An 18,961-nucleotide genomic window follows, 5' to 3' on the forward strand; every position below is an offset into this window, starting at 1 on the left:
TTTCCCACGTCCCTCGGCCGCTCACCTCCCGCGGCCGGCACCACCAGGAGGCACACCATGAAAGATGCCCGGATAGACCGCAGACTGTTCCTGCGAGGCATAGGCGGAGTCACGGCGGGTGTCGCAGCCGCGAGCGCTCTCTCCGCCTGCGGTACAGGTACCAGCCGGACGGCCGGCGGCAGCGGTGGCGGTGGCAAGGGTTCCAAGACGGTGGTCGTCCGTGACAGCGGCGGTTCCTACGGGGCCGCGCTGCAGAAGGCGATCTACACGCCGTTCACGCAGGAGACCGGCATCCAGGTCAAGGTGCTGAACCTGGACGACGCCCCGCTGCTGGCGCAGATCAAGCAGGGCCGCCCGCAGTGCGACCTGATCAACAACTCGATGATGTCGCATCTGAAGTACGTGAAGCAGGACGCCCTGGAGGCGCTGGACCTCGACCGGGTCAAGAGCGTGCAGAGCGCGAAGATCCCCGAGGCCCAGGTCACCGAGCACGCCGTCGGCAACAGCTTCTACGGCCAGTGCATCGCCTACCGCACCGATGCCTTCGGAGGGAAGAAGCCGGAGTCGTGGGCGGACTTCTGGGACACCAAGGCGTTCAAGGGCGGCCGTTCGATGTGCAGCCCGGACGGTGACCTGCCGGAGCTGGAGTTCGCGCTGCTGGCCGACGGCGTCCCGGCGGACAAGCTGTACCCGCTGGACGTCGACCGTGCCTTCAAGGCACTGACCCGGCTGCGGGGCGACATCAAGAAGTTCTGGGACAGCGGCCCGCTCCCCGGCGTGCTCCTCAGCCGCCAGGAGGTCACCATGTCCACCGTCTGGGACGGCCGGATCGCCGACCTGGAGAAGCAGGGCGTCCCGGTCACCCGTCAGCTCAACGGGATGCGCCGCCAGTTCCAGGGCTACGCCATCGCCAAGGGTGCGGCCAACACGGACAACGCCTACCAGCTCATGGACTTCTCGCTGCGGGCGGAGAGCCAGGCCAACCTCGCGAAGGCGTTCCCGTCGAACCCGTCGTCCCCGCTGGCCTACGAGAGGCTCACCGAGGACGAGCGCAACGCACTCGCCGGTGCGCCCAAGTACTACGACAAGGGCTTCGACACGGACGTCAACTGGTGGCTGAAGAACGAAGCGGCCGTCACCAAGCGCTGGCTGGAGTGGGCTCGTGGCTGAATTCGGTGTGGCCGCACCGTCGGTGAAGGCGGCCGGCGTCAAGCCGGCCGCCGCGACCGGCAAAGCACTGTCGGTGGTGGCTCTGCGCAAGACCTACGGCGGCGTCGTCGCCGTCGACGAGGCGTCGATGGAGATCGCCGCGGGGGAGTTCGTCACCTTCCTCGGCTCCTCCGGGTCGGGCAAGACCACGACGCTGATGATGATCGCCGGGTTCTGTGAACCCGACTCCGGCACCATCACCGTCGGCGGCCGGGACGTCACCCGGCTCGCGCCGCAGAAGCGTGGTCTGGGGTTCGTCTTCCAGCAGTACCTGCTCTTCCCGCACATGACCGTCAGCGAGAACATCGCCTTCCCGCTCACCCTGCGCGGAGTCGGCAAGGACGAGATCCGTCGGCGGGTGGGGGAGACCCTGGAGATCGCGGGTCTGTCCGGGTTCGGTGGCCGTAAGCCGCGTGAGCTGTCGGGTGGTCAGCAGCAGCGTGTGGCGTTGTGCCGGGCGCTGGTCTACCGCCCTCCGGTCATCCTCATGGACGAGCCGCTCGGCGCGTTGGACAAGAAGCTCCGCGACCAGCTCCAGGTGGAGATCAAGTCCATCCAGCAGGAACTCGGCCTGACCGTCATCTATGTGACGCATGATCAGGAGGAGGCGCTGGTCATGTCGGACCGGATCGCGGTGATGCGCAACGGTCTGATCGAGCAGTTCGACACCCCCCGGGAACTCTTCGAGCGGCCCAAGACGCCGTTCGTGGCGGATTTCCTGGGTGCGGCCAACTTCCTGCCCGGCCGCATCGAACAGCACACCGACGAACACACCCTGGTCCGCCTCGACAACAGCGGCGGACTGCTCAAGGCCCGCCGCCACCAACTGTCCTCCGGCACACAGGTGAAGGTGGCTGTGCAGCCGGGCCGGCTGCGGGCCTCGGCCGCCGACGACGGCTTCTGTACCGGAACCGTCGAGATGGCCACCTACGTCGGCACCCTGGTCCGCGCGGGTGTGCGCATCGACGGTGGCGAGGCGCCTTTGCTGCGCCTGGAAGTCCCCGCCGGCCGCGGCCCCGTCGCCGGTGAGCGGGTCGGGATCACCGCCGACCCTGAGGACATCAACCTCTTCCCCACAGAACAGGCGGGGTGAGCCATGGCAGCCACCCTGACCGCGGGGGCTCCCGCCCGCCCGCGCAAACTCCTCGCCTCACGCAAGACCCGAGTCGGGATTCTGTACGCGCTGCCGGTCGTGATCTACCTGCTGGTGCTGTTCGTGTACCCGATCTTCAGCACGCTGTTGCTGAGTCTGAAGGACGCGGACGGCTCGTTCACCCTGCACTGGTACGCCGACGCTCTGACGGGTGTGAACCTGTCGGTGCTGTTCACCACGCTGCGGATCTCAGCCGAAACGGCCGTGCTCAGCCTGGTGTTCGGGTTCGTGCTGGCGCAGGCGATCTCTCGGCTCAAGCCCCTCTTCGCGGGTCTGGCGATGCTGGTCGTGGTCGTCCCACACTTCGTGTCCGCCCTGGTACGCACCTACGGCTGGATCATCATGCTCGGCGACAAGGGCCTGGTGAACGAGACCCTCACCGCCGTCTCCGTCCCCGGCGCACCCTTCCAGCTCCTCTACAACGAGCTGGGTGTGGTCATCGGTACCACCTCGATGATGCTCCCCTACACCGTGCTCCTCCTGTACGGGGTGATGCGTGGGGTGGACCGGCGTCTGCTGGCGGCCGCCGCCAGCATGGGCGCCGGCAAGGTCACCATCTTCCGCAGGGTGTATCTGCCGCTGGTCGCGCCGGGTCTGGCCAGTGCCGGACTGCTCAGCTTCATCCTGTCGCTGGGCTACTACATCACCCCGGCCCTGATGGGCGGCCCGAACCAGACGATGATCGCCACGCTCATCAACCAGCAGGTCACCAAGGAGAACCAGTGGAACGGGGCCGCCGCACAGGGCGTGATCCTGCTGGTCCTCACCCTGGCCGGTCTGCTGCTGGTCAAGGCCGTGACGTCCCTGGGCGCCAGCCGTAGAAGGAAGGGGAGTGGGTCCTGATGGAACTGCGCAAGACCCTCACCGGACGCATCGCCCTGACCGCCGTCGCCACGCTGATCCTGCTGTTCCTCGCGCTGCCGATCGTCGTCATCCTCGTCACCTCCTTCAGCAACAACGCCTTCGCCGCCTTCCCGCCCCAGACGTGGACGCTGAACTGGTACAAGGCCCTGTTCGCCGACGGCAGCAAATGGCCCGCCGCACTCTCCCTCAGTGCCCTGGTCGCCGCTCTGAGCACCGTGTTCTCCCTCGTCATCGGGGTGACCGCGGCGACCGCGCTGGTCCGCAGCGAACTCCCGCTGCGCTCGGCGGTGTTCGCCCTGGTCCTCGGACCTCTGCTGATCCCGCAGATCGTCACCGCGCTCGGACTGTTCCTCCTCTTCGAGCCGGCCGCGATGCTGGGCAGCCCGATCGCGATCGCGCTCGGCCACACCGTGCTCGCCTCACCCATCGCGGTCCTGATCCTGATCGCGACCCTGCGCGGGATCGACGAACGCCTGGAGGACGCCGCCGCCAGCATGGGCGCCGGCCGGCTCACCATCGCCCGGAAGATCACCTTCCCCCTCGCCGCGCCGGGCATGATCGCGGCGGCGATCTTCTCCTTCATCACCAGCTTCGACGAGTTCTACATCTCCCAGTTCCTGTCCTCCGTCGACACCGTCACCCTCCCGGTGCAGGTCTACAACTCCCTCACCTTCGAGATCGACCCCAGCGTCACCGCCGTCAGCGCCATCCTCATCGCCTTCGCCGTCCTCGCCCTCGGCCTGGTCGCCCTGGTCCGCTGGCTCGGCTCGGGGCGACAGGACTCCCTCCTCTCCGTCGAGAACACCGTCGGCGTCGCCAACCCCGGAGGCGAAGCCGTATGACCACCGCCGCCGCTCGGACGACCGCGGCCACCGCTCAGCGGCACCTGCTGCTGAACATGACGGCCAACGGATCGCTCGGCCACGAGGGCGAAGACCTCCTCGTCGTCCGGCGAGGGGAGGGCCCGTACGTCGACGACGCCGACGGCAGGCGCTACATCGACGGTCTGTCGGGGCTGTACTGCTGCCAACTCGGCTACTCCTACGGCCCCGAGTTCGCCGAGGCCGCCGAACGGCAACTGCGCGAACTGTGCTACAGCCCTCTGTGGACCGGCTCCGCGCACCCCACGGCGATCGAGCTGGCCGAGCGCCTGTCGCGGATCGCCCCCGTCGACATCGAGCACACCTTCTTCTCGAGCGGTGGCGCCGAAGCGGTCGAGACCGCCTGGAAGATCGCCCGCCGGTACCACGCCCTGCGCGGGGAGCCGGGACGGGTGAAGGCGATCGCCCGGCGCGGCGCCTACCACGGGCTGACCGTCGGCACCCTGTCGTTCACCGACGAACCCGGTCTGACACAGCCCTACGGCCCGCCGGCGATCGACACCCGGTTCGTGTCGAACACCAACCGCTTCGGCCTCGCACCGGAGTTCGCGGACGACGAGGTGTACACGGCCTGGCTGCTCGCCGAGCTGGAGGCCACGCTCCTGGCCGAGGGCCCGGAGACGGTCGCGATGCTCATCGCGGAACCCGTGCAGAACCGGGGCGGCTGCATCACTCCGCCCCGGGGCTACTGGCAGGGGCTGCGGGCGCTCGCCGACCGGTACGGCTTCCTGCTCGTCGCCGACGAGGTGATCACCGCCTTCGGCCGGATCGGCGAGTGGTTCGGCGGGGACCGCTACGGCGCCCGCCCGGACATGGTCACCGTCGCCAAGGGCATCACCTCGGGATACGCCCCGCTCGGCGCGACCCTGGTCGGCACCAGGATCACCGAGGTCATCAACCGGCCCGGCGCCGTCCTCAACCACGGTTACACCTTCGCCGGGCACCCGCTGAGCACGGCCATCGCCCTGCGCAACCTGGAGATCATGGAACGGGACCGGATCCTGGACAACGTCCGCGATCTCCAGGGCGACCTCGCCACCCGCATGGCGGCCCTCAAGGACCTGCCGATCGTCGGCGACGTCCGCGGCACCGGGTTCTTCTACTCCTGCGAACTCGTCGGCGACCTCGACGGCGGAGGCTTCGGCGACAGGGCCCGCGCCGAACTGATCACCGACCTCATCCCGCGCCGACTGCGCGAGGCCGGCCTGCTGGCCCGCGTCTACGACCGAGCCGCGCCGCTGGTCCAGATCGCGCCCCCGCTGATCAGCGACCGCGCGGTCCTCGACCGTATCGCCGCGATCATCGCGGGCGTCCTCGCCGAGGCCTCGTCCCGTATCTGACGCACGTTTTGGGAAGGAACCACATGTACTCCATCGGTCCGCTGACCGTCGCCCCCGGCGAACGCGCCCAGGGCCTGATCCCGGTCGGCACCAGCAGCTACGGCGTGGAGCTCGGCATCCCGCTGATCGTCGTCAACGGCGTCGAGGACGGCCCCGTCCTGTGTGTCGACGCGGGCGTGCACGGCGACGAGTACGACGGCCAGGAAGCCGTTCGCCGCGTCCTCGCCGAGCTCGACCCGGCCACCCTGCGCGGCACGGTCGTGGGCATTCCCTGCCTGAACACCCCGGCCTTCGAGGCGGCTGCCCGCGCGAGCGGCATCGACCACCTCAACCTGAACCGGATCTTCCCGGGCGACGCGGAGGGCTCCTACTCCCAGCGCCTGGCCGCGACCTTCGTCGAGCAGGTGGTCCCCGCCGTCGACGCCGTGGTCGACCTGCACACCGGTGGCGCCTACGGCGAGATCGCCCCGCTGGTCATCCTCCAGGGCGGCTACGAGGAGCTGGCGACGGACATCGCACTCGCCGCCGGGCACGAGCTGGTCTGGAAGGGCGGCAAGTGGGGCGGCACGGTCCGCCACCCCGTCCTCGAAGCGGGCAAGCCCGCCATCACCATCGAGTGCGGCGGCGCCACGTACCGCGAGACCAACGTCGAGCACCACATGAACTCGATCCGGAACATCCTGCGCCGGCTCGGGATCATCGAGGGCGAGGCGGTGCTGCGGGAGACCTACACGACCGTCTCCGGCACCTTCGCCCGGTCCGCCGCCGGCGGCTTCTTCGTCGCGCACGCCGAGCCGGGGGAGACCTGCAAGGAAGGCGACCTGATCGCCACCATCACCGACCACTACGGCACCCCGCTGGAAGAGGTCCGCGCGCCGCAGGAAGGCATCGTGCTCTGGGTGCGCCGCATCCGTACGGTCCGCCCCGGCGACGAGGTCGTCATCTTCGGCGAGGTGCTGGGAGAGATCCGGCCATGAGCGACGCACCGCAGTCGACCGAGCTGCTGATCGACGGCAAGCAGGTCCCCGCCGCCGACGGCCGCACCTTCACCGTCCTCGACCCGTCGAACGGCACGGCGATCGCCCGGGTCGCGCTGGCCGGCAAGGCCGACGTGGACGCCGCGGTGGCAGCGGCGCGCGCCGCCTTCACGGCACCCGAGTGGGCCGGGATGCGTGCCGCCGACCGCGGCCGGATCCTCTACCGGATCGCGGAGGCCATCCGCCTCCAGGGCGAGCGACTGGCCCGGCTGGAGAGCCAGGACGTCGGCAAACCGCTGCGCCAGGCGAGGAACGACGTCGAGGCGGCGGCCCGCTACTTCGAGTTCTACGCGGGCGTCGCCGACAAGCTCGGCGGCTCGACCGTGCCGCTCGGACCCGGCCTGATCGACTACACCGTGCGGGAGCCGATCGGGGTCTCCGGTCAGATCATCCCGTTCAACTACCCGCTGCAGAACACCGCGAGGGGCTCCGCCCCCGCGCTGGCCGCGGGCTGCACGGTGGTGCTCAAGCCCTCTCCGGAGGCGCCGCTCACCCCGCTGGAGATCGGCAGGATCGCCCTGGAGTGCGGTCTCCCGCCGGGCGTGCTGAACGTGGTCCCCGGTGACGGCGACACCGGCGCGGCCCTCGCCGGGCACCCGGACATCGACCAGGTGACCTTCACCGGCTCGGTGCCGACCGGCATCAAGGTCGCGCAGGCCGCCGCCGCCAACGTGGTGCCCTCCGTGACGGAACTGGGCGGCAAGTCCCCGGTCGTCGTCTTCGCCGACGCCGACTTCGACGCGGCCCTCGGTGCCGTCGCCGCCTCCGCCTTCGGCAACGCCGGACAGACCTGCTCGGCCGGCACCCGGCTGCTGGTCCAGCGCGGCGCCGAGGAGTTCCTGGACAGGCTCGTCGCGCACGCCTCCTCCCTGCGCCTCGGCCCGGGTCTGACCGATCCGGACGTCGGCCCGCTCGTCGCCGCACGGCAGCGGGACCGGGTCCTCGACTACCTGGAGGTGGCGCGGGCGGAGGGCGCCGTGGCACGGGCCGGCGGAGGCGCTCCCGCCGACCCCGACCTGGCGGACGGCTACTTCGTCGAGCCGACCGTCCTGACCGGAGTGGACAACCAGGCCCGGTGCGCCCGCGAGGAGATCTTCGGCCCCGTCGTCACGGTCATCGACTTCGACACCGTCGACGAGGCCCTCCGGATCGCCAACGACAGCCCGTACGGCCTCGCCTCCTACGTGTGGACCCGCGACATCGACAAGGCGATGCGTCTGGCCGAGGGCATCCGCGCCGGCCAGGTCTACGTCAACGCCACCGGGGTCGGCACCGGCGTCGAGCTCCCCTTCGGCGGCTACAAGCACAGCGGCTGGGGCCGGGAGAAGGGCCTCGAAGGACTCGCGAGCTACCTGCAGACCAAGAACGTCTGCATCGGGTTCGGGAACCGGTCATGAGATACCGCACGCTCGGCGAGCGCGGCCCCGTCGTCTCGGTGGTCGGCGTGGGCGGCAACAACGTCGGCAGCCGCCTCGACGAGGACGGCACGAAGGCCGTCGTCCACGCCGCCCTCGACGCCGGGATCACCCTGTTCGACACCGCCGACATGTACGGCGGGTGGGGTGATCGGGGCGGCATCCGGGGCGACGGCGAGCGGCTCCTCGGGGCCGCGCTCAAGGGCCGCCGCGACGAGGTGGTGCTGGCCACCAAGTTCGGCATGGAGATGAGCCGGGAAGCCGACCTCTACGGTCCGCGCGGGGCCCGCCCCTACATCCGGTACGCGGTCGAGGCGTCCCTCGGCCGGCTCGGCACCGACCGGATCGACCTGTACCAGTACCACGAACCCGACGGCGTCACACCGCTGGAGGAGACGGTCGCCGCGCTCCGGGAACTGGTCGACGAGGGCAAGATCCGGTACATCGGCTGCTCCAACCTCCCGGCCGAGCAGATCACGGACGCCTTCGTGTCCACCCAGGAGCGCTACCACCTGCTCGACCGCGGCGCGGAACAGGATCTGGTCCCCGCCTGCCTGCGCCACGGCCTCGGCCTGCTGCCGTACTACCCGCTGGCCAACGGCCTGCTGAGCGGGAAGTACCGCCGTGGCGAGGAGCCCCCGCCCGGCAGCCGCCTGTCCTCGCGACAGGGCTGGCTCACCGACGCGGCCCTCGACAGGACCGAGGCGCTCACCCGATACGGCGCCGACCGCGGCCTGACCCTCCTCCGCGTCGCGGTCGGCGCACTGGCGGCCCTGCCCGCCGTCGGCTCCGTCATCTGCGGAGCCATGACCCCCGAACAGGTCACCGCCAACGCGGCGGCCGCCGACTGGATACCGAGCCCGGCCGACCTGGCCGCGCTGGACGCGATCGTCGCCCCCGGCGAACGCGTCGTCTGAAAGCCCCACCCCTTCCGAAAACCCGCGACCCCGAGGCTGGACATCATGCGAGAGATCGTCACCTTCGACGCCTACGCGACCCTGATCAACTTCGAGCTCGGCCCCACGACCCTGAAGGTCCTGGAGGACCGGCTGGACCTGGACAACCTGGACGTCGACGAGTTCCTCGACGACTTCCGCGTCATGCGCTTCCAGGCCGTCCTGGAGGCCTACCGCCCCTACCACGAGGTCCTGCACTCCAGCCTGCGCAACGCCATGCGCCTGCACGGCCTGGAGTACCGGGAGACCGACGGCGAGGCCCTCGTGGACGCCGTCCCCACCTTCGGTCCCTGGCCGGAGGTCCCGGAGGCCCTGCGGAAGCTGAAGACGAAGTACGAGATCGCCATCATCTCCAACTCCGACGACAACCTGATCGCGCGGAACGTCGAGAACATCGGCGTCGAGTTCGACTACGTCATCACCGCCCAGCAGGCCGGCGCCTACAAGCCCGACCGGCAGACCTTCAAGCACGCCTTCCGCACCATGGGTGTCGAGTCGTCGCAGGTCATCCACGTCGCCCAGGGCTGGGAGTACGACCACATCCCGACCCGTGACCTCGGCCTGAAGCGCCGTGTGTGGATCAACCGCTACGGCCGCAAGGGCAGCGCCGACTACCAGCCCTACGACGAGCTGCCCGACCTGTCGGGCCTGCCGAAGCTCCTCGGCTGCTGACCGACGGCACACCGGCGAAACAGACCGAGAACACAGAGGACGCACGCCATGAAGCAGATCCCCTACTGGATGGACACAGCCCCCGCCCTGCCCGACCGTTCCGGGAAGGACCTGCCCGACGAGGCGGATGTGGTGGTGATCGGCGGCGGCCTCACCGGCCTGTCCACCGCCTACCACGCCGCCCGCAAGGGTGCCCGGGTCGTCCTCGTCGAGAAGGACCAGGTCGGTTCGGGCGCCTCCGGGCGCAACGGCAGCCACTGCAACCCCGGCATCACCATCAGTCCGGCCCAGGCCCGCCAGCGCTACGGGCAGGAACGTGCGCGCGAGCTCTACGACGCGTTCCGCGTCGCCGTGGACCTCGTCGAGGAGATCGCGGTCAAGGAGAAGATCGACTGCGACTTCCACCGTGCCGGGCGCCTCGGCCTGGTCTGCAAGCCCAAGCACCTCGAGGGCATGCACGCCAAGCAGCGCGACCTGGCCGAGAACTTCGGCCACGAGACGGTCGTCCTGAGCAAGAGCGAGCTGCGCGCCGAGCTGGGCTCGGACCATTACCACGGCGCCCTGCTCGACCCGCTCGGCGCGGCCCTGCACGTGGGCAAGTTCGTCGTCGGCCTGGCGGACGCCGCCGAGCGTGCCGGCGCCGAGATCCACGAGCGCAACGCCGCCACCGGCCTCACCCGCCTCCCCGGCGGCGGCTTCGTGGTGGAGACCCTGCACGGCACCATCCGTGCCAAGCAGGTCATGGCGGCGACGGATGCCTACACCGACCAGTCGATGCCGTGGTTCCGCAAGCGGCTGATCAACGTCGGCAGCTTCATCATCGTCACCGAGCCGCTGGGGGAGGCGCGCGCCAAGGAGCTCATCCCCAACGGCCGCCTGCTGGTCGCCCACAAGAACGTCGGCAACTACATCCGTCTCACGCCGGACAACCGCCTCGCCTTCGGCGGCCGGGCCCGCTTCGCCCCCTCCAACCCGGCCTCCGACGTCAAGAGCGGTGACATCCTCAAGCGGGAGATGACCGAGATCTTCCCGCAGCTGGCAGGGGTGGGGATCGACTATGTGTGGGGCGGCATGGTCGGCTTCTCCTGGGACCGCATCCCGCACGCGGGCGAGGTCAACGGCCTGTACTACTCCATGGGTTACTGCGGCCACGGCGTCCAGATGGCCACGTACATGGGCCGCGCGGTCGCCGAGATGATGGACGGCAATCCCGAGGCCAACCCGATGCGCGGCTTCGGCTTCCCGAAGGTCCCCGTCCCCTTCTACAACGGCACTCCCTGGTTCCTGCCGTTCGGCGGCGCCTACTACAAGGCGAAGGACCGCCTGCTCTGACCGGGCGCCGCCGCCGATGACGTCGCGGGGGCCTTGACCGCGGCAGAGCGAGAGGCCCCCGCGACCCCCATGGACGCCCCCTGAAAGAAGGCCCGTAGACCCATGCCCGCCGCAGTCACCCGCACCGAGCACGACCTGCTCGGCGACCGGGACGTTCCCGCCGACGCGTACTGGGGTGTCCACACCCTGCGCGCCACGGAGAACTTCCCGATCACCGGCATGCCGATCTCCGCGTACCCGCATCTGATCGAGGCGCTGGCCGCCGTGAAGGAGGCCGCAGCTCGCGCGAACGAGGAACTGGGCCTGCTGCAGGCGGGGAAGGCCGCCGCGATCGTCGCCGCGTGCCGGGAGATCCGCTCCGGCAAGCTGCACGAGCAGTTCGTGGTCGACGTCGTCCAGGGCGGCGCCGGCACCTCCACCAACATGAACGCCAACGAGGTCGTCGCCAACCGGGCGCTGGAGCTGCTGGGCCACGCCAAGGGCGAGTACGGCCACCTGCACCCCAACGAGGACGTCAACCTCGGCCAGTCGACGAACGACGTCTACCCGACGGCCGTGAAGATCGCGACCGTCTACGCCGTGCGCGAGCTGCTCCGCGCGATGGCGGTGCTCCAGGACTCCTTCGCCCGCAAGGCGGTCGAGTTCCGCGACGTGCTCAAGATGGGCCGTACGCAACTGCAGGAGGCCGTGCCGATGACGCTCGGCCAGGAGTTCTCCGCGTACGCCGTGATGATCGAGGAGGACCGGTCCCGGCTCTCCGAGGCCGTCGAGTTGATCCATGAGATCAACCTGGGTGCCACGGCGATCGGGACGGGCCTCAACGCGCCCGCCGGGTACGCCGAGTCGGCGCGCCGGCACCTCGCGGAGATCACCGGGCTGCCGCTGATGACGGCGGCCAATCTGGTGGAGGCGACGCAGGACTGCGGTGCGTTCGTGCAGATGTCGGGGGTGCTCAAGCGGGTCGCGGTGAAGCTGTCGAAGACGTGCAACGACCTGCGGCTGCTGTCGTCCGGGCCGCGCGCGGGGCTGAACGAGATCAACCTGCCGCCGGTGCAGGCCGGTTCGTCGATCATGCCGGGCAAGGTCAACCCGGTGATCCCCGAGGTGGTCAACCAGGTCGCCTTCGAGGTGATCGGCAACGACGTCACCATCACGATGGCCGCCGAGGCCGGTCAGCTGCAGCTCAACGCCTTCGAACCGATCATCCTGCACTCCCTCTCGGAGTCCCTCACGCATCTGCGGGCCGCCTGCCTGACGCTCGCCGAGCGGTGCGTGGACGGCATCACCGCCAACACCGAGGCGCTGCGCGCGAGTGTGGAGAACTCCATCGGCCTGGTCACGGCCCTCAACCCGCACATCGGCTACTCGGCGGCCACCGACATCGCCAGGGAAGCCCTCGCCACCGGCCGGGGCGTCGCCGAACTGGTGCTGGAGAAGGGCCTGTTGCCTGCCGAAACCCTTGCCGACCTGCTCCGCCCGGAGATCGTCGCCGGCAGGGGACAGGTACGCGCCTGACTCCGGCCGACTGCGGCCACCGACCGACTGGGAACGCGAATGAGACTGCAGGGCGTCAACGCCGTGATCACCGGAGCGTCGAGCGGCATCGGGCAGGCGATCGCCTCCCACTTCCGCCGCGAGGGTGCCCGCCTCCTGCTCACCGGACGGCGACCCGAGCCGCCGGAGAGCCACCCGGACGACCTCTACCTCGCGGGAGACCTCGACGACGAGCGGTTCGTCGCCGATCTCGCCACACGCGCGCGGGCGAACCTGGGTGACGTGGGAGTGGTCGTCCTCTGCCACGGCCTCCAGCGGTCCGGCCCGCTCACCGAGACGTCCTACGAGGACGCCCGCGACGTGCTCCACGCCAACCTCCTCAGCGCGTTCCTCGTCATGAAACACCTGATGCCGCTGGCCCCCGAGCGGGGCGCCTCGATGGTGTGCGTCGGCTCCCGCCTCGGGATGGTCGGCATGCCGAACCAGACCCTGTACTCCGCGGCCAAGGGCGGCCTCATCGCGCTGGCCCGGGGCGCCGCCGTCGAATGGGCGGACCGCGGCATCCGTGTCAACGTCGTCGCGCCCGGTCTGACCATGACGCCGGTCATCGAGGCGTCGTTCCAGCGGCGCCCCGACCCCGCCGCCTACCGGCGCACCCGAGAGGACTCCATACCGATGCGCCGGCTCGCCACGCCCGAGGAGGTCGCCGACGCCGTCCTCTTCCTCGCCTCCCCGGAGTCGTCCTACATCACCGGCGCCGTGCTGCCCGTGGACGGGGGCTACACCGCGTTCTAGGCAGGCCGTGCACGAAGCCTGCGCCGGGCGCGGACCGTCGTCACCAGTCCGTGTCGTCACCAGTCCGTGTCGTCACCAGTCCGTGTCGTCACCAGCCCGTGTCGTCCCACTGGTCCAGCAGCGTCTCGGCGAGGTCGCCGTCGGGTTCGGGCAGGCCGCCGTGGAGCGACTGTTCCGTCCAGATCACCTTCCCGCGGGCCAGGTAGCGGGTCCCCCACCCCTGCGTGAACCGGGCCACGAGGAACAGTCCCCGCCCGCCCTCGTCGGTGTCGGCGGCCCGGCGCAGATGCGGAGAGGTGCTGCTGCCGTCGGCCACCTCGCAGATGAGGCTGTCGCCGTCGCGCAGGACCCGCAGCCGCCTCGGGGCGCTGCCGTAGCGGATGGCGTTGGTGACCAGCTCGCTGATCACCAGCTCGGTCGAGTACGCGAAGTCCTCCAGCCCCCACTCCTCCAGCCGGCGGGCGACCTGGGCCCGGATCCCGGCGACGGCGGCGGGGTCCGCGGGGATGTCCCAGTCGGCGACCTTGGACGGGTCGAGCAGCCGGGTGCGGGCGACGAGCAGGGCGATGTCGTCGCTCGGGCGCACCGGCAGCAGGGCGTCCAACACGGCCCCGCAGGTCTCCTCCGATGTCCGGCCCGGCCCCGCCAGGGCGTCGTGCAGCAAGGCGATGCCGGTGTCGATGTCCCGGCCCCGGTCCTCGACCAGCCCGTCCGTGTACAGGACCAGCCGCGAGCCCTCGGGCAGGGTGTACTCGGCCTTCTCGAAGGGGTGGCCGCCTCCGAGGCCCAGGGGCGGTGAGACCGGTACCGGTATCCGCTCGACCGTGCCGTCGGGGCGCACCAGGGCCGGTTCCGGATGCCCCGACCGGGCCAGCGAGCACCGTCCGGCGACCGGGTCGTAGACGGCGTACAGACAGGTCGCTCCGGTGATTCCCTCGCCGTCGCGGCTCTCCTCGCCGTCGACCCGGGTGACCAGCTCGTCGAGACGTCTGATCAGTTCGTCGGCGGCCAGGTCGAGGGACGAGAACGTGCGCACCGCGGTGCGCAGCCGGCCCATGGTGGCCGCAGCGTGCAGACCGTGGCCCACCACGTCGCCCACCACCAGCGCCACCCGTGCCCCGGGCAGGGGGACGACGTCGAACCAGTCGCCGCCCACACCGGCCCGGGCGGGCAAATAGCGGTACGCGACCTCGACGGCGGACTGCTCGGGCAGGGAACGCGGCAGGAGGCTGCGCTGCAGAGCCACGGCCATGGCGTGCTCGCGCGTGTAGCGGCGCGCGTTGTCGATGGCGACCGCGGCCCGGGCGGCCAGTTCCTCGGCGAAGGCCAGGTCCTCCTCGTCGAAGGCGTCCTGCTCCGCGCGCCAGAAATTGACCATGCCCAGCACGACACCACGGGCCTGGAGCGGCACGGTGATCAAGGAATGGAGTCCGGAGTCCAGGATGCGCCGGGCCCGTTCGGGATCCTGGACGCGCCAGTCGTAGGACGTGGTCAGGTCGGCGTCGAGGACGGGCCTGCCCTGCTGGGCACCGACGGCCACGGGGTTCTCGGGGGCGAAGCGGATCAGGTCCCCGACGGGGAAGAGGGGCCAGGACGACCCCTCGGCGCTGTGCAGGGCCGTGCGACGCAGTTCGGGGCTCGGTCCGACCGGCTCCTCACCTTCCAGCACCGGATCCTGGAGGTCGACCGTGGCCGCGTCGGCGAACCCGGGGACCGCCACCTCGGCCAGCTCCTCGGTGGTGCGCACCACGTCCAACGTGGTGCCGATCCGTACCCCGGCCTCGTACAGCATCCGCAGCCGTTCCCCGGCCACGGCCGCCCGGCCCGCCAGAGCCTGGAGTTCCGTGGTGTCCCGCAGGGTGGCGACATGGCCGCGTACGCCGCCTTCCGGGTCGACGGGCCGGAGGTTGACCGCCAGCAGACGGTCGCCGGCCCGGTGGACCTCGTCGGTCACCACCCGGCCGGAGGCCAGCAGGGCGGCGGTGTCCGCTCCCAGGCCCAGAGCGGTGATCCGGCGCTGTTCCGCGTCCGCGGGCAGGTCCAGCAGGCGCCGTGCCTCGTCGTTGGCGAGGAGCAGCCGCCCGTCGCCGTCGATGATCAGTACTCCCTCCCGCACCGCGTGCAGTACCGCGTCGTGGTGCTCGTACATCCTGGTCATCTCGGCCGGTCCCAGTCCGCGGGTCTGCCGCCGCAGCCGCCGTGACACCAGGGCGCTGCCGCCGGTGACGAGAGCGAGCCCACCGGCGACGGACCCGAGCAGGATCGGCATCTGGCGTCGGACCACGGAGTCGACCTTCTTGACCGTGACCCCGACCGACACCAGGCCGACGATCCTGCGTCCTCCCGTGTCGAAGACGGGAACCGTGGACTCCACGGCGAGCCCGAGGCTGCCCTCGATGTCCTGGGTGAAGGGCCGGCCGGCAGCCGCCTCCTTGCGCAGGGCGAAGACGTGTTGCCCGATCAGGCTCGGGTCGGGGTGCGTCCAGCGGTAGCCGCGCGGATCGATCGCGACGACGAAGTCGACACCGGTCAGCTCACGGGTCTCCTCCGCCCGCGGCTGCAGTACGGCGGTGGGGTCCGCGGACTTCATGGCCTCGGCCGTGCCCGGCGCCCGGGCGAAGGTCTGGGCGACGCCCAGCGACACTCGGCGGGCCTCCTCCGTGCTCGACGTACGGGCCTGGAGGACGAGCGCCACGCCCGCCGCGGCCGCGAACAGGATCACCAGCAACAGCTGCCACAGGAACACCTGACCCGCGACGCTGCGCGCGCTCAGCACGGAACGCGCACGGGGCCCGGACGGCCGGGTGGGCGACATGCGGGACCGGTCCGGTTCCTCGCGCGGGGGCGCGGCAGCAGCCGTACGGGAACGACGACCGCCGGGCGGCTCGGTCGACCGGTCGAAGGTGCTGGTCATGTCCACGGGATGTCCTTCCCGGTGCCCGGCGGGGAGCCGGCGGTGCCCAGAGACGGTGCCGGCCCGTCCCTTTGCCGTGTCCTCAGGACCGCACCCACTCCTGCCAGCGCTTGATCACGGCTTCCTTGTTCTCGACCCACCAGCCGATGTCCAGGTCGAAACCGGTGTAGAGATGCTCCGGGGAGCTGGCCAGATCCGCGGCGGCCCTGGGCAGGTACTTGTACGCGGCCGGCACCACCGGGCCCATGGGGTAGAGCTCGGCGACGGCGGCCTGCACCTCGGGGCGCAGGGAGAAGTCGATGAGCCGGTGGGCGGCGTCCGGGTGCCGCGCGCCGTGGGGGATGCCGTAGCCGTTGCTCTGCCGACGGGCGCCGTTCCACTGGTAGGCGAGCGGGGCACCTCGCCGGATGAGGTGGTTCGGGCGGCCGTGCCAGACCGTGGTGGCGGCGACCTGCCGCCGCTCCAGCAGCATCCCCGGCGCGGCGCCGTCGCCCCAGAACCGGCGGACGGCGCCCCTGATCTCGTCCAGGGCCGCGAAGGCGCGGTCGACGTCGAGGGGGTAGAGCCCGTCGGCCGCCACACCGTCGGCGAGGAGGGCGAACTCCAGCTCGGGCGGGCCCGCCTCCGGGCCCTGCAGGGCACGGCTGCCCGGGAAGTCCTTGGTGTCCCAGAAGTCGGCCCAGGTCTCCGGCGTCCTCCCTCCGAAGCCGTCGGTGCGGTACGCCATGACGCTGGCCCAGTAGTTCTTGCCGACGGCGTGGGAGGTGAGCAGGGACCGGGCGATACCGGCGTTCCGGGTGTTCCCCAGCCGGTCGTGGTCGAGTTCCTGGGTGGCGTCGTCCTTCTCGAAGAGGGCCAGCGCGCTCATGTCGATGTCGATGAGGTCGAACCGGGGGCCCTCCCGGATCCGGGTGAGGATCTCCGCGTACGTCGGGATGTGGACCACCTCGACGCGGATGCCGGTCTCCTTGCCGAACGGCTCGTACACCGCTTTGCGGTGCGCCTCTCCGTAGGCGCCGCCGATGTCCCGGACGACGACTGTCCTGCTGTTTCCCGATCCGCCGGATCTCCGGGCGGCGGAGGGCCCGCACGCGGTGGGCGTCACGGCGGCGGCGCCCGCCGTGACGGCGCCGACGCCCCGGAGGAACGTTCTTCGGTCGATTCCGACGTCCTTCACCGTGTGCCTCCTGCGAAGCCGGGTGCGGTGCCCGCGGGACGGGGTCGAGGGCGGCCGCCGACGTTCGCGACCGGGATGCGAGCCGGATCATGAGTGGGCCGGATGATGTGAGACCGGCCACGTCATGGTACGGCCATCGACGTCACGGTCCTATGGCTCGGGCATCGCCCTCGCAAACGTCACGGCGACCCCGACACGGCCCACGGCCGGGGCCGCCGCACTCTTCCCCCTCGCAGGGGTTGCCGTGTCTGCGCGGGAGAGATAAGTTTCAGGCTGAAACGGAAACAAAAAGCATCCGAGGCTGAAGCGGCCACGATGAGATGCGAGCCGAGGAGGGATCTGCCGATGACGTCCACGCCGAGCCGGGCGCTGGCCAACTACCCCAACAGGTTCGACCCCGCAGCGCTCGATGGCCTGCCTGAGCGGCTGCAGTCCACCGTCAAGCGGCGGAACGACGTACTGGGCCCGGGTTACGCGCTGAACTATCGGGAGCCGGTCGAGTTCGTCTCCGGTCGAGGCGCCCATCTGTTCGATCCGGAGGGCAACGACTACCTTGACGCCTACAACAACGTGCCGTGCGTCGGTCACGCACACCCGCACGTCGTCGAGGCCGTGTCCCGCCAGATGGCGGCGGTGAACACCAACACGCGGTACGTGCAGGAGTCACTCGTCGACTACGCCGAGCGTCTTCTCGCGACCATGCCCGAGGCGCTCTCGAGGATCAGCTTCGCGTGCAGCGGCTCGGAGGCGAACGACCTGGCCGTGCGCGTGGCTCGCTTCCACACCGGCGGCGAGGGGATCGTCGTGAGTCGCTGGGCCTACCACGGGCTGACCCGCGAGGTGGCGAGCTTCTCGCCGACGCTCGGAGCGGGGTCACCGCTCGGACCGAATGTGCGGGTCATCGACGCCCCGGATCCGCGACTCGTCCCGCCGGGTTCCTCGCTTCCCGACCACATGCGCAGCCAGGTGCGCGGCGCGATCGACGACCTCGAACGCCACGGTTACCGGCTCGCGGCGCTGATCACCGACTGCGCGCACTCCAGCGACGGCCTCTTCACCGACCCCGTCGGTTACCTGTGTGACATGGTCGAGGAGGTGCACGCCGCGGGCGGCGTGTACATCGCCGACGAGGTCCAGTCGGGATTCGCCCGGCTCGGAGAGTCGATGTGGGGGTTCAGCCGCCATGGAGTGCTTCCGGACATCGTCACGATGGGCAAGCCCATGGGCAACGGCATGCCGATCTCCGGCGTGGCGTTCCGGCCCGAGATATGCGACGAGTTCGGGCGGAACGTTCGTTACTTCAACACCTTCGCGGGCAGTTCGATCGCGGTGGCCGCCGGCGCGGCGGTCCTGGACGTCTTCGAAGCGGAGAACGTACAGCAGCGAGTTCTCGACAACGGCAGAGCGCTTCGAGCCGGCCTGGAGGAGATCACTCGTGAGTCTCCCCATGTCGCGGAAGTACGCGGCGCCGGTCTGTACGTGGGCGTGGACATCGTGAAGGACCGGGAGTCGCTGGAGCCCGATCGTGAGCGCGCCGACGACGTCATCAACGACATGCGCGAGCGTCGCGTCCTCATCAGCGGCACCGGCGAAGCGGTCAACGTGCTCAAGATCCGACCGCCGTTGGCCTTCGACTCCGCCGACGTGACGCGATTCCTCGAAACCTTCGCGGAGATCGCCGAGACTCGCCTCTAGCAGGCCGAAGACCGAAGGGACCGAACG

At 70.4% G+C, this 18,961-nt stretch carries 15 protein-coding genes; 13 read left to right on the top strand and 2 right to left on the bottom strand.

The genetic code is table 11. The features are described from left to right. Positions 1-57 precede the first annotated feature (57 nt). From PYR72_RS41455 to PYR72_RS41510, 12 genes are all read left to right on the top strand, one after another. Complete coding sequence (locus PYR72_RS41455; RefSeq protein WP_275460059.1) at positions 58-1,170, top strand: ABC transporter substrate-binding protein; 1,113 nt, start codon at positions 58-60, stop codon at positions 1,168-1,170. Further along, complete coding sequence (locus PYR72_RS41460; protein WP_275460060.1) at positions 1,163-2,302, top strand: ABC transporter ATP-binding protein; 1,140 nt, start codon at positions 1,163-1,165, stop codon at positions 2,300-2,302. The genes PYR72_RS41455 and PYR72_RS41460 overlap by 8 nt, the downstream gene beginning before the upstream one ends. 3 nt (positions 2,303-2,305) lie before the next feature. Continuing rightward, complete coding sequence (locus PYR72_RS41465; protein WP_275460061.1) at positions 2,306-3,205, top strand: ABC transporter permease; 900 nt, start codon at positions 2,306-2,308, stop codon at positions 3,203-3,205. Continuing rightward, entirely contained in the window at positions 3,205-4,068 is an 864-nt protein-coding gene (locus tag PYR72_RS41470; protein ID WP_275460062.1) for an ABC transporter permease, read from the top strand. Before PYR72_RS41465 ends, PYR72_RS41470 begins: the two co-directional genes overlap by 1 nt. After that, complete coding sequence (locus PYR72_RS41475; protein ID WP_275460063.1) at positions 4,065-5,447, top strand: aminotransferase class III-fold pyridoxal phosphate-dependent enzyme; 1,383 nt, start codon at positions 4,065-4,067, stop codon at positions 5,445-5,447. Before PYR72_RS41470 ends, PYR72_RS41475 begins: the two co-directional genes overlap by 4 nt. 23 nt (positions 5,448-5,470) lie before the next feature. After that, the gene (locus tag PYR72_RS41480; protein WP_275460064.1) at positions 5,471-6,424 is read left to right on the top strand and encodes a M14 family metallopeptidase; all 954 of its coding nucleotides are present in this window, start codon (positions 5,471-5,473) and stop codon (positions 6,422-6,424) included. After that, positions 6,421-7,881 carry an aldehyde dehydrogenase family protein gene (locus tag PYR72_RS41485; protein WP_275460065.1) on the top strand — a complete coding sequence of 487 codons (1,461 nt, stop codon included), beginning with the start codon at positions 6,421-6,423 and terminating at the stop codon, positions 7,879-7,881. The genes PYR72_RS41480 and PYR72_RS41485 overlap by 4 nt, the downstream gene beginning before the upstream one ends. Continuing rightward, complete coding sequence (locus PYR72_RS41490) at positions 7,878-8,816, top strand: aldo/keto reductase (protein ID WP_275460066.1); 939 nt, start codon at positions 7,878-7,880, stop codon at positions 8,814-8,816. The genes PYR72_RS41485 and PYR72_RS41490 overlap by 4 nt, the downstream gene beginning before the upstream one ends. A gap of 45 nt (positions 8,817-8,861) precedes the next feature. Continuing rightward, entirely contained in the window at positions 8,862-9,527 is a 666-nt protein-coding gene (locus tag PYR72_RS41495; RefSeq protein WP_031484183.1) for a haloacid dehalogenase type II, read from the top strand. Between the two features lie 48 nt (positions 9,528-9,575). Next, positions 9,576-10,859, top strand: a complete 1,284-nt coding sequence (locus PYR72_RS41500) for an FAD-binding oxidoreductase (protein ID WP_275460067.1) — start codon at positions 9,576-9,578, stop codon at positions 10,857-10,859. A gap of 102 nt (positions 10,860-10,961) precedes the next feature. After that, positions 10,962-12,374 carry an aspartate ammonia-lyase gene (gene aspA, locus PYR72_RS41505; RefSeq protein ID WP_275460068.1) on the top strand — a complete coding sequence of 471 codons (1,413 nt, stop codon included), beginning with the start codon at positions 10,962-10,964 and terminating at the stop codon, positions 12,372-12,374. A gap of 39 nt (positions 12,375-12,413) precedes the next feature. Continuing rightward, positions 12,414-13,148: an SDR family NAD(P)-dependent oxidoreductase gene (locus tag PYR72_RS41510; RefSeq protein WP_275460069.1), complete on the top strand. Its 735-nt coding sequence runs from the start codon at positions 12,414-12,416 to the stop codon at positions 13,146-13,148. A gap of 88 nt (positions 13,149-13,236) precedes the next feature. On the opposite strand, the gene PYR72_RS41515 is transcribed toward PYR72_RS41510, so the two are convergent. Together PYR72_RS41515 and PYR72_RS41520 are read right to left on the bottom strand one after the other, a co-directional pair. After that, positions 13,237-15,963, bottom strand: coding sequence for a SpoIIE family protein phosphatase (locus PYR72_RS41515; protein WP_275460659.1), 2,727 nt, complete (start codon positions 15,961-15,963; stop codon positions 13,237-13,239). 181 nt (positions 15,964-16,144) lie between these two features. Then, on the bottom strand, positions 16,145-17,239 hold the full coding sequence (locus PYR72_RS41520) for an extracellular solute-binding protein (protein ID WP_275460070.1): 1,095 nt from the start codon (positions 17,237-17,239) through the stop codon (positions 16,145-16,147). Positions 17,240-17,584: 345 nt separating this feature from the next. On the opposite strand from PYR72_RS41520, the gene PYR72_RS41525 reads away from it, so the two are divergent. After that, the gene (locus tag PYR72_RS41525; RefSeq protein WP_275460071.1) at positions 17,585-18,934 is read left to right on the top strand and encodes an aspartate aminotransferase family protein; all 1,350 of its coding nucleotides are present in this window, start codon (positions 17,585-17,587) and stop codon (positions 18,932-18,934) included. Positions 18,935-18,961 lie beyond the last annotated feature (27 nt).

The organism is Streptomyces sp. VNUA24 (assembly GCF_029167005.1).
Lineage (GTDB): Bacteria > Actinomycetota > Actinomycetes > Streptomycetales > Streptomycetaceae > Streptomyces > Streptomyces scabiei.